Source organism: Robinsoniella peoriensis (genome assembly GCF_000797495.1).
Taxonomy (GTDB): domain Bacteria; phylum Bacillota; class Clostridia; order Lachnospirales; family Lachnospiraceae; genus Robinsoniella; species Robinsoniella peoriensis.
The window spans coordinates 521,547-533,127 of the sequence record NZ_JTGN01000001.1 but is presented as its reverse complement, the minus strand read 5'-3'; the positions used below and the strand labels follow the sequence as shown (position 1 = coordinate 533,127).

Below are 11,581 nucleotides of genomic sequence, written 5' to 3'. Positions count from 1 at the left end.
TCAGAAAGAGAAAAACTATAGAATGGAAACAAAATATAAAGAATGTGATGTGTGAAAATCAAAGTGCGGATGATATGATACAGATACATAAAGAAGGAGGTATAAGGAAATGAAAAAGCGTATGAAACAACGTATGAAACAACTTACAAGCCTGGCAGCAGCGGCGGTTATGGTAACGGGACTGTTATCCGGATGCGGAAATCAGACAACAGAGGAAGAAACCACGAAGGCTATCAATACAGCAGACAGCGTTTCTACTGAGAACAAGAGTGATGAGGGGGCGGAGGCTTATACAGAGCTGCCTTCGGATTATAAAGGCACACTGACTATGTGGGGGTGGGATGATAATTATTATAAAACAATGACAGCGGCATTTCAGAAAAAATATCCCAATGTAACCTTCGAATATACACCGGTGGCAAACGGCGACCTGCTGCAAAAGTACCAGACAGCGCTGGCAACGGGTACGGAACTGCCGGATGTGGCATGGTCAATTGTAGATTCCAGAGCAAAGGTTTTTGAACTGGACATGTGGGAACCGTTGAACCAGGCACCTTATAATTTTGATATTCAGAAGGTATTTGATTACCTGCACCCTCTGATGGTGAACTCAAAAGGAGATGTGTGCGGCATAGAGCAATCCATATCCCCGGCGGGTATTGCATATCGGAAGGATCTGGCAAAACAATATCTTGGAACGGATGACCGGGAAGAATTAGAAAAAATGTTCCCTACCTGGGAATCGTTTGTGGAAAAAGGGAAAGAAGTATATGAAAAAAGCGGCAATAAGGTCTATATGTGGCCGGGCATTGCAGATGCACAGCAGTTTATCCGTGAACAAAGCGGATTATCCTGGATTGACGGGAATACGATTAAAGCTACAGAGGCTCTGAAAAAATCACTGGATCTGGCATGTCAGTTCCGGGATAACAATGTAGTGGATAAACTGGAAGCATGGACACCTGCCTGGTACGCATCCTTTGGAGAAGGAAACCATATATTTGCAGGCTGTGCAACCTGGTCGGTTCCATTTACCATCGAGCCAAATGACCCGGACGGAAAGGGGGCAGATCATTGGGGGCTGATGAATGCTCCGGAGGGAAATATCAGCTGGGGCGGAACCACACTTGGAATATCAAAGAATTGTAAAGATAAAGCATTGGCATGGGAATTTGTGAAATTTGCCACCTTGTCTACGGAAGGTGCCGAGGCACTGAATTCCATGGGGAACCTCACCTCTGCAAAGAAACCATATGAAGAAAAGCCAGAATTAAAGTCTTATAAGAGTGAATGGTTCGGCGATCAGGATCTGGGTAAAATGTTCCTGGAAGAAATCGTTCCGGATATCAAGGTAAGACCGATGAATCTGGATGATAATGTGATTCATGAGACGTTAAACCTGATCACTACAAGTTTAAATAATGACAGAAGCATGACATCGGATCAGGCATTAGAACAGTTAAAAGAGGAACTGTCCATGAAATTGCCGGACTACACCATTGAATAAATGGATAAACAGGAAAAGGCTGTGGATGATATTCATGGCCTTTTCCGGAAAGAGAGGTTGGCAATGAAGAAAAAAAGAAATACTCTGACCAAATGGCCCTATCTGTTTTTGTTTCCATACTTTGCATTTTACTTTCTGTTTTTTATCTTTCCGACGATCTACTCGTTTATCATAAGTTTTACCGACTGGGATAGTATCGCGGGGGTGACACAGCGTAAATTTGTGGGATTTTTGAACTACATCAGATTGTTTACAAAAGATAAAATTTTCTTTAAATCACTGGGTAATACGTTTTTCTTTATGATTATTTATATTCCGCTTCTGATATTAGGGGGACTGCTGTTAGCAGTGTTATTGTATAAATTAAAGAAAACCAGCCGGTTGTTTCAAACAATCAATGTACTGCCCTATATTACCACACCGGTTGCTATTGGTATTATTTTTTCCTTTATGTTTGACTGGTCCACCGGGATTGTCAATAATCTGTTAATCAAGCTGGGGGTCCTAATCGAGGGAATTAACTGGCTGGGTGACGGAGCTACTGCCAGGATCATTGTTATATTTTTGATTGTGTGGAAGAATCTGGGGTACTATCTGCTGATCTATCTGGCGGGGCTGTCCACAATTCCGGAAGATATTTCGGAAGCAGCCATGGTGGATGGGGCGAATAAAGTACAGATTTTCTGGAGAATTACATTTCCTTATCTGAAGCCGATTACTATTTTTTTGACGCTTACAAGCATCATCAGTGGTTTTCAGCTGTTTGACGAACCCTATCTGCTGTTCAGCAATATTAACAGTTCCGTTGGCGGACCGGAACGTTCCTGCCTGACCAGCATGATGTACTTTTTTGACCAGACATTTAAGAGTTCCACCAAACTGGGGTATGGTGCGGCAGTTTCCTATGGTATCTTTATCGTGGTTCTCATTGTCAGTCTCATTGTATCCCGTGTGATTAACAGGAAGGAGGAGAGCAGATGAATAAACCGGTACGTTTTATCAAGAAATTTTTCTATGTGATTCCCCTTGCCATCGTCAGTATAATTTCGGTTATCCCGTTTTACTTTATTATTTCCATGGCTACTCACAGCACAAATGAGATTTACAAAGGAGAGATCTATACATTCGGATCAAAACTGGTGGAAAATATCAGTACCATAGTGCAGGGCGGATTTTTGCAGTATTACTGGAACAGCATTTATACCGCACTGTTTTCCGGGATACTGTGCGTATTTATCAGTGCACTTACAGCGTATGCCCTGACGGTGTACCACTTTAAGGGTAGAAGCTTTTGCAGTTCATTTATAGTGGCAAGCATGATGATACCTTCCCAGATCAGCTTAATCGGATATAGTATTGAAATGAAAAATATGGGACTGGTTAATTCACATATTCCCCTGATATTAATATGGGGAGCCAGTGCTTATGGGGTCTTCTTCATGGTGCAGTATATGCAGAATTCTCTGCCGAAAGAGTTAATTGAAAGTGCACGCATTGACGGGTCCAATGAATTCCGAACGTTTATCAGTATCGGTATTCCTATGATTAAGCCGGCAGTGGGAACTTTGTTTATGCTGGTATTCCTGTGGTCCTGGAATAATTTTCTGATGCCAAGCACGCTGATTACGAAAAGTTCCAAGTTTACAATACCAATCGGAATTCAGACGCTGGCTACGGCATATACACAGGATTGGGGGGCGAGAGGGGCGGCACTTACCATTGCAGTGGTGCCAATCCTGATTATATTTGCAATCGGTTCTAAATATTTTATAAAAGGACTTTCCGCGGGAGCGGTGAAAGGATAAGGAGGAAGAAATGCATTACAGAATTGATATTAGCCATAACAGAGAGAAAGAGATTTATGCTCTATCCAATCATTTCGGGGGGATCAGTCCCAATAAGGATGAACTTTCCTTTACCAATTACTATATGGAAATAAACCATAAGCCTTTTTTTGGAATAAGCGGGGAATTTCACTTTTCTAGATGCAGTGATATTTACTGGGAGGATGAAATCCTTAAGATGAAAATGGGTGGCATAAATGTGATCTCTACATACATTTTCTGGATACACCATGAAGAACAGGAAGGAAAATTTTGCTTTGCAGGAAGAAGAGATTTAAGGAAATTTATTCTGCTTTGCAAAAAGCATGGGATGTATGTCATTGTACGGATTGGGCCTTTTGATCATGGAGAAGTCAGAAACGGAGGATTTCCAGACTGGCTGTATGGGAAGCCTTTTGAAGCAAGAATGCTGAATGAAGGATTTTTATATTATACAAAGCGGCTGTATGACAGACTGGCAAAGGAGATGGAAGGGCTTTATTACAAAGATCAGGGACCCATTATTGCAGCTCAGATTGACAATGAATATGAACATTCTTCAGCGCCGTGGGAAATCACAACCGGAGTTTCAAATGAGTGGGTATTTGCGGGAAATGAAGGGGATGCATATATGCTGGAATTAAAAAAGATGGCACAGGAGTCTGGGATTATCGTGCCTTTCTATACCTGCACCGCATGGGGAGGTGCTGCAGCACCAAGTAAAGAGATGATGCCTCTCTGGGGAGGGTATGCTTACCGTCCATGGATCTTTTATTCCCATAAGGGAGAGCACCCGGCTACCGGGGAATATATTTACCGGGATCATCATAACAATGAGATTCCAAAGACCTATAATTTTGAACCTGGGTATCCGCCTGAATCCGTGCCCTATGCCTGTTGTGAAATGGGCGGGGGCATGACCTGTTCCTATCACTACCGTTTTTTGCTTCCTTATGAAAGTGTGGATGCCATGGCAAATATTAAGATGGCTTCTGGGTGTAATTTTCTGGGATACTATATGTATAAAGGAGGCACAAATCCCAAGGGAGAACAGGGGGGATTTCTGAATGAAAGCCAGATGCCCAAATTATCGTATGATTATCAGGCGGCATTAGGCGAGTTTGGACAGATCCGGGATTCCTATAAACGGTTGAAACTGCTGCATTTATTTGCCAGCAGTTTTGAGTCTGACTTATGTACGATGCAGACGGCGCTTCCCGGCGGTGCGGAACAAATAGCACCGGAAGATACCGATACACTGCGGTTTGCGGTGCGTTATAACAAAAACGGCGGTTTTTTATTTATCAATAACTTTCAGGATCATGTAGAAACGAAAGTAAAAACAGAGGAGTGTGTGACCGTCATTACGAAAGGGGGAGAAATTACATTTAAGTCCCTTTCCCTGGCTGCCGGTGAAAACTGCATATTGCCATTTCATATGCAGATCGAAGGCAGAATCCTGAAATATGCCACAGTTCAGCCAATTACAAAACTATGTCTGGATGGAGCATATTATTATTTCTTTTTCACACCGGAAGGAATGGAAGGTAAATATGTATGGGAAAATGGTGAAGAGATTAAAATACCAGGGCAGCCCATTCATTCATACCGTTTAGAAGAGGATGAAAAGGTTATTCATCTGGTTACGTTATCAAGAAAGATGGCGATGGACTTTTATAAAGCTAACCAAAATGGAAATGACATGGTTTTAATTACAGATATGGCGGTACTGCAAGATGAATATGGCATCCGTTTTGAAACCGGGAATTGTGAAAACCGCATCCTGGCTATGCCGGACGGGATATTGGAAAATATAGAAAAGACTGGAAAAACAGTTGTCCAAAGTAAATATCCGCTTTTTACGGAATACAGGTACCGGGTGGAAGAGAAGCCGCCGGTTAAGCTATTGGCAAAGCAGACAGGACCAACCAGATACTGTATAGATCTGCCGGGAAATTTAATGGAAAGTGTTAAAGACGCCATATTAAAAATAGATTATACAGGTGATATCGGGCAGGCATTTATAAATGGAGAGATGATTTCGGATAACTTTTGCAGCGGGGGTATCTGGGAAATCGGACTGAAAGAATTTGCAGACAGTTTAAAAGAACATCCCTTAACAATTTATATAACTCCGATCAAGAAAGGGGTTCATGTGAATGTGGAATCCGCAATGGCTGCCAGAATTGAGCAGGTAGATGGAATAACCGGAATGCTCCATAGTGTATCCATTGCGTGGGTTTATGGAAAGGATTGTAATTTTCATAGAAACACATTCTAATATGTGCTTATTATCTGCAAGTAACATAATATAAACTGAAAAGGGCAATGTTGCTACCGTCATATCGAAAGATATGTCGCGTGTCGGACGCGACTACCTGCAAACAGGCTTTTACACCGAAGTCTTTTTCCGGAAAAAGGGCATCTGCTTCATCGCCGGCGGCTGAACGGAGAGTATGTTTTGCTGAAAAATGACACCGCCGAAGTTGAGAAAATCCTCAGGAATGTTTATGACATTATGAGTGAGGAAACCCGCCGAGAGCAGCCCAAAAGGGTGCAAGATATGGAGATGTAACAGGCGGGGCGGCGGGATGGGCAATTGTCTATCCCGCCGCCTTGTTTTTAATTGGGATTCTGTATCTAAAGTCTACTAAATCGTGAGTATCATATTTACATTCTCACCCTCTGGATAATCACCATTCCCCCATGTTTCCAGATACTTTCCATAATAATCCGAAGGCTCGAAAGTGTTCGTAACAACAAAGCCACATTTTTCATATGCCTTTATCGCCCGTTTGTTCTTCAACCACGGTCGGATGATGAATGTTTCAATACTGTAATCCCTGCACAAGCTGTCTATAAGCAGCTTCATCGCATTTGAACCTATACCGCGACCTGTATATTCAATGGAACGCAGCCACATATCCAATTCCATATTAGTGATTTTTCCATCATTAAAGGTATGGGAAATTGTGCCGACGATTTTATCCTCCCAAACAATCAGAAGATACTTGCTCAGTCCGGGTGTATTCCCAAAAAAATGTGGTTCTTCATCACGAATTTCAGACCAGCAAAAGTGATCCTTGTCGTCAAACATGGCCTGCCAAATAGCATCTTCTTCAAAGGCCATGCCGTAAATCAACTCCCGATCTGCTTCTTCGGCGTAATATAGTTTAATCTTATTGTTCCCAGCATATATTGTTCTTTCCATATCAACCCATCCTCATGTTGGCATTCTATCTCGCACCTGAATTAAATTATACTACATGCAACTGTCCAAAGCAATGAGCAATACCCGACCATTCCGACCATCCAACCGGTCAAGGGACGAGTAGTAATTTTTCGCAAAGAAAGCGAAAAAGTCTCCACTCTTAAACCCTTGACCGGCTGGATTTTTGCCGTGACATTTCGTTTGCTTCATTATACGGCAAAACCGTCTGCACTATTGCGGCGGTTATTGTTAGCTTTACGGTGGCTCTGTCCCCGCCCCCCCGACCTCTACAAAGAACAGAATGAAAAACCTGTTTACTGGAAGATTTGGATACGGTATGGAAAGAACAGGCAAGTGAGTGGAATGAGCGCTTAAATTTGTATATCCAGTGAAATGATAATGGCAGAACTGCTGATTCTGTGGTCATCAGCAGTTCTGCCATTCATATCCAATTATATGTTTCAGATTCTATTATCTAAGCGCGTACCTTACCACGAATTCCAAATTCCTTTGAAGGCGGCGAAACAGGCAGGATATTCTGGTACCGGCAGATACTTAAAAGTATTCCGATAAGTATATAGGTAATCACTGTCCCGGTACCGGCGTAGGAGAGGAACGGACAGTTGGTGTCTGTGAACATAAGTCCCATATTGTTTAAAAAATAAAGAATTACCTGCAATAACAATATAGTGGAGCATGCCATGCCCATTATCATGCCCAGTTGATTTTTTTGTCTGAGAGAAATCCTTAAAAAGCGGCAGAACACATAAATCACTGCTTTTCAAGGTCTGTTGCACAAGGTGATGATTGATTTGTGGGGGCACGGGATGAAGTGGAAAAAGAAAAGTGATAGACAATGAGGTAACAGAATCTCAAGTGAGAAATTACATACAATAAGATGAAATAAATAAATATATAAAAGTCACAAAAAATAAAAATAAAGCTTGAACTTTAGAAAAAACTGTTATATAATGAAAAAAAGAAATACATAGATACATTTCATTGAACAACACTTTTTTCTAAAGTTCTTAAAATTCATTTTATATCTGGTACATATTCTGTACAATTTCCCTTTAGAATTGTTATATCATTTTTGTGTCTTTGTATTCGGAATGAATAGGAGGAATCTATGACACAAGAAAAAGATATTGCAGCAAAGATATTTTTTGCTAAGCCGGAGCATTTTGCAGATCTTTATAATGGTGCCTGCTTTAAGGGCGAGCAGATTTTAAATCTGGACGATTTAACCCCTCTGGATTCTGTGCAGGAATGCTTACCTGGCAGTCAGAGCTTTAGTAAAAAAGCCGTACGAAGGAACCGGGATGTAGTCAAAATGACTGCGTTGGGTGCAAATTTTTTAATTCTGGCATGTGAAAACCAGGAGCATGTACATTATGCAATGGTAATTCGGAATATGCTGTATGACGCTATGAATTACGCAGAACAGGTACAACAGATAAAACGTAAATATAAAATCGCCGGGGATTATGGTAATTCAGATGAATTCTTATCTGGAATGAAAAAGCAGGATAAGCTTCTGCCGGTTATTACATTGGTTGTATATTTTGGAGCAAAGCCCTGGGATGGCTGTCTGGATTTGCACAGTATGCTGGATATACCAGCAGAAATGGAGACATTCCGTCAATATCTGCCGAATTATAAGATACAAGTTCTGGATGTAAAGAGGATAGATCATCTGGAATATTTTCAAACGGATTTAAGAGAAGTATTCGGAGTTATTAAATATGCAGAAGATAAGAATATGATGAAAGCACATGTGAAGAAGCACCAGGACAGATATAGCAGATTGATGAAAGAAACAATAGAAGTTATTTTCATCATGCTGGGTGAAAAAGAAAAGATGTCAGAGATCATAGAACAGGCACAGATAGATAATAAGGAGGAATATGATATGTGTAAAGCATTTGAAGATATGAGAAGTGAAGGAAGAATGGAAGGCGAAGAATTATTTGCCAGATTAACATTAAATTTAATAAATGATAATCGAACCGTAGAATTAAAAAAAGCGGTAACAGATAAAGATTCCAGAGAAAATCTGTATCAGGAGTATTGTCTGGTGTAACTGTAGTTTTTTTAATCTTATCTTGTGATTTTATGAATACATGATAGGGATATCTCACATGGATGCCATGCATTCTTAATTTTTTCGCCATGCATCCTTAATTTTTTTCACCTTGACATGCTATACTGAATATGTTAGATTATTAGAAATCGATTTGCACTGCATTACATTCTAATAAAAAAGAATGCGAGATCAACAGTACAAACTGAGCAGGCGATAAACCATCTAATGCCGCCCGAGTAAATAGGCCACTATAACACCTGACGCAGACATCAGGCACTATATCGGCATATTTACAACCGGTGGCACTGGTTTGTGGGGCCGGGCCGCTAAGCGGCAGCAGATGGGTATGAAACACATCTGTGGGACAGTAGTATGTTCCGCAGGTGTGTTTTTTTTGTTTTCCGAACAGAACAGCGCATCTTATGAATGAGTCTGAGCATGGTCGGTTAACATTTAGAATAGGGGTGAAGAAAATGAAATCAAATCAACAAATTGCAACAAAAGTATCAATTGTCACCATTATAGGAAATATAGTTTTGTCTCTGTTTAAGCTCTATGCAGGTATATTTGCAAAATCAGGAGCAATGATTTCTGATGCAGTTCATTCTGCTTCGGATGTATTTAGTACATTAATTGTAATTCTCGGTGTTAAGATGGCAAGCAAAGAATCGGATAAAGAACATCCGTATGGCCATGAACGAATGGAATGTGTGGCCGCCCTGGTACTTGCTATTGTACTGGGGATTACCGGGCTTGGAATCGGATACAGCGGGATACGGAAAATATTCTCCGGGGATACGGAGTCCCTGGCGATTCCGGGAATGCTGGCGCTTGTGGCAGCGATAATTTCGATTGTGACCAAAGAAGCCATGTATTGGTATACCAGAGCGGCGGCAAAAAAAATTAATTCCGGAGCGTTAATGGCGGATGCGTGGCATCATCGTTCCGATGCTCTGTCATCGATTGGAAGTATGATAGGTATTCTGGGGGCAAGACTTGGGCTTCCTGTTTTTGATCCCATTGCCAGTGTGGTAATCTGCATTTTTATCCTAAAGGCAGCATTTGATGTATTTAAAGATGCCATTGATAAAATGATGGATAAAGCCTGTGAAGATGAAGTCGTTGATGAGATGCGTAAGGTAATCAGCCGGCAGGAAGGTGTTATGGGAATTGACCAAATTAAAACAAGATTATTTGCAGATAAAATCTATGTAGATATTGAAATTCAGGCAGATGGGGAAGAAACACTCACTGAGGCCCACTCAATAGCACAGAGGACCCATGATGAGATAGAAGGTACTTTTCCTAGTGTGAAGCACTGTATGGTGCATGTGAATCCGGTAAGAAAAGCATAAGGACGTATGAGCGATTTTAAATAGAATACATAAGAATAGAACAGAAAATAAAAAGAAACCTTTCAGGAATTATGGAATGCTGTGAGGTTTCTTTTTTCTTAATTATTGTCTGTGAATGAATTTCAGACAAGCTGCTTAACTTTATGCCCTTGTAAGATTCTTTACCCATTTATAACTGTTTACCCGGATAAAAGCAATGACACATTTAAATATCTGATCTGAATTCAGACAGCATACGACGATAATCGGTGACAATCGGAAATAAAAGGCAGCAAGGAAGGAGATGGGAATGACAATCAACCAGATACTGATGATGTCATTAATCATGGCAAACCTTGTATCGCCGCCGCCACGGATTAAGCCTGTCAGGACAGGCATCTGGTATGCGGTGCCGATGCAGGTCACACATAATATGGTTAAAAATGCATTTGCCAGGTATTTGGTTTCTTCAGATAAAGCGTAAAGTCCCAAAATCGGAGTTTTTAACAGGAATAAGGCAAGGCTGGTTAAAAGGCCGATACAGAGGAACATTAATTGTAAGGTTCGGGTATATTCTTTTACCTTGTGCATATCTCCGCAGCCGATTGTCTTGCCGATTACAATTGTGGCGCAGGAGGAAGCACCTACCGATGCCACTTTCAGAATCAGGAACAAGGTAGAGGCGACACTGTTGGCTGCAATAGCATTGGACTGCAGATGTCCCAGGATTACGGTCTGCATGGCTGTGGATAACCCCCACATTCCTGCCACAATAATTACCGGATAACATACATGGATATAGTCGTGAAGCAGAGTACGGTCGCAGTGCAGAAAATCCATGAGTTTTAAATGCAATTTCTGATCTTTTTTATATAGGTAGAAACAGACGATAAGCAATTCGCTGATTCGCGCAGCCAGTGTGCCGATTGCAGCTCCTTTTGCTCCCATTTCCGGAAAACCAAAATGTCCGTAGATCAGAGTATAATTGATACAGCAATTTATTACCAGAGCGCTGATTGATATATAGAAAGCAATCTTAACACTTTCCACACTTCGAAGGGAGGCCAGAAGTACAGTTGTAATCGCAAATATAATATAGGTAAAACGAATAATGGATAAGTATTCCATTCCTGCAGCGATAATTGCTTCGTCGTTGGTAAATAAGCTCAATACACCATGAGGGAAGAGGCTGACTGTAATAAACAAAAGAACGGCAAAAAGCAAAGCCGCCCGCAGGGCAATAGTAGAGAGCTTACGAATAGGTTCAATTCGCCGCTGCCCCCAATATTGACTTCCCAATACCACCAGGCTGTCACCACATCCATTCATCAGCTGCTGAAGCACAAACTGTATCTGATTCACTGCTGCAACGCCGGATAAAGCTGTTTCATTATAGGCACCAAGCATAATATTATCAGCCAGATTGACACTTAAAACAATAACATTCTGAAGGACCAGAATCCAATACAGAGAGAAAAAATTATGATAAAAACTGCGATCCTTAGTAAACATAAAGAGCCTCCTGAATGTATTTATTTAAATAGAAAAATGTATAAATAATCTAGTTGTCAGGGATATTCTAGCATAGTAGGTTTGGGAAGTCTATAGGGGAATTGGTAT

The 11,581-nt window shown here is 41.0% G+C and carries 9 protein-coding genes, 1 pseudogene and 1 riboswitch; of the genes and pseudogenes, 7 read left to right on the top strand and 3 right to left on the bottom strand.

Going from position 1 to position 11,581, the window contains the following annotated elements:
• The first annotated feature begins 109 nt into the window (after positions 1-109).
• From QR40_RS02245 to QR40_RS32940, 5 genes and pseudogenes are all read left to right on the top strand, one after another.
• Positions 110-1,507, top strand: coding sequence for an extracellular solute-binding protein (locus tag QR40_RS02245; protein ID WP_052430656.1), 1,398 nt, complete (start codon positions 110-112; stop codon positions 1,505-1,507).
• Positions 1,508-1,570: 63 nt separating this feature from the next.
• The gene (locus tag QR40_RS02240) at positions 1,571-2,488 is read left to right on the top strand and encodes a carbohydrate ABC transporter permease (protein WP_044293491.1); all 918 of its coding nucleotides are present in this window, start codon (positions 1,571-1,573) and stop codon (positions 2,486-2,488) included.
• The gene (locus tag QR40_RS02235; RefSeq protein WP_044293133.1) at positions 2,485-3,312 is read left to right on the top strand and encodes a carbohydrate ABC transporter permease; all 828 of its coding nucleotides are present in this window, start codon (positions 2,485-2,487) and stop codon (positions 3,310-3,312) included. Before QR40_RS02240 ends, QR40_RS02235 begins: the two co-directional genes overlap by 4 nt.
• A 10-nt stretch (positions 3,313-3,322) precedes the next feature.
• A complete protein-coding gene (locus QR40_RS02230) occupies positions 3,323-5,611 on the top strand; it encodes a beta-galactosidase (RefSeq protein ID WP_044293131.1) in 2,289 nt (762 codons plus the stop codon).
• A 37-nt stretch (positions 5,612-5,648) separates the two neighbouring features.
• Positions 5,649-5,768 (top strand): annotated as a pseudogene (locus QR40_RS32940) (recombinase family protein); the annotation flags it as partial.
• A 212-nt stretch (positions 5,769-5,980) separates the two neighbouring features.
• Here QR40_RS32940 and QR40_RS29400 read toward each other — a convergent pair.
• The gene (locus QR40_RS29400) at positions 5,981-6,541 is read right to left on the bottom strand and encodes a GNAT family N-acetyltransferase (protein WP_052430654.1); all 561 of its coding nucleotides are present in this window, start codon (positions 6,539-6,541) and stop codon (positions 5,981-5,983) included.
• A gap of 475 nt (positions 6,542-7,016) precedes the next feature.
• Complete coding sequence (locus tag QR40_RS02220; RefSeq protein WP_044293129.1) at positions 7,017-7,307, bottom strand: FtsW/RodA/SpoVE family cell cycle protein; 291 nt, start codon at positions 7,305-7,307, stop codon at positions 7,017-7,019.
• Between the two features lie 363 nt (positions 7,308-7,670).
• Here QR40_RS02220 and QR40_RS02215 point away from each other — a divergent pair, with 363 nt between their 5' ends.
• Both QR40_RS02215 and QR40_RS02210 read left to right on the top strand, forming a co-directional pair.
• A complete protein-coding gene (locus QR40_RS02215; RefSeq protein ID WP_044293127.1) occupies positions 7,671-8,624 on the top strand; it encodes an Rpn family recombination-promoting nuclease/putative transposase in 954 nt (317 codons plus the stop codon).
• A gap of 195 nt (positions 8,625-8,819) precedes the next feature.
• Positions 8,820-8,997, top strand: a riboswitch (NiCo riboswitch).
• Between the two features lie 103 nt (positions 8,998-9,100).
• Positions 9,101-9,982, top strand: coding sequence for a cation diffusion facilitator family transporter (locus QR40_RS02210; RefSeq protein ID WP_044293126.1), 882 nt, complete (start codon positions 9,101-9,103; stop codon positions 9,980-9,982).
• 141 nt (positions 9,983-10,123) lie between these two features.
• Here the strand turns inward: QR40_RS02210 and QR40_RS02205 are convergent, their stop codons facing one another.
• Positions 10,124-11,473 carry an MATE family efflux transporter gene (locus tag QR40_RS02205; protein WP_044293124.1) on the bottom strand — a complete coding sequence of 450 codons (1,350 nt, stop codon included), beginning with the start codon at positions 11,471-11,473 and terminating at the stop codon, positions 10,124-10,126.
• Between the last annotated feature and the right edge of the window lie 108 nt (positions 11,474-11,581).

Coding starts and splice junctions, on each gene's coding strand:
- QR40_RS02245 (WP_052430656.1), top strand. CDS start 110: ATGAAAAAGCGTATGAAACAACGTATGAAACAACTTACAAGCCTGGCA.
- QR40_RS02240 (WP_044293491.1), top strand. CDS start 1,571: ATGAAGAAAAAAAGAAATACTCTGACCAAATGGCCCTATCTGTTTTTG.
- QR40_RS02235 (WP_044293133.1), top strand. CDS start 2,485: ATGAATAAACCGGTACGTTTTATCAAGAAATTTTTCTATGTGATTCCC.
- QR40_RS02230 (WP_044293131.1), top strand. CDS start 3,323: ATGCATTACAGAATTGATATTAGCCATAACAGAGAGAAAGAGATTTAT.
- QR40_RS29400 (WP_052430654.1), bottom strand. CDS start 6,541: ATGGAAAGAACAATATATGCTGGGAACAATAAGATTAAACTATATTAC.
- QR40_RS02215 (WP_044293127.1), top strand. CDS start 7,671: ATGACACAAGAAAAAGATATTGCAGCAAAGATATTTTTTGCTAAGCCG.
- QR40_RS02210 (WP_044293126.1), top strand. CDS start 9,101: ATGAAATCAAATCAACAAATTGCAACAAAAGTATCAATTGTCACCATT.
- QR40_RS02205 (WP_044293124.1), bottom strand. CDS start 11,473: ATGTTTACTAAGGATCGCAGTTTTTATCATAATTTTTTCTCTCTGTAT.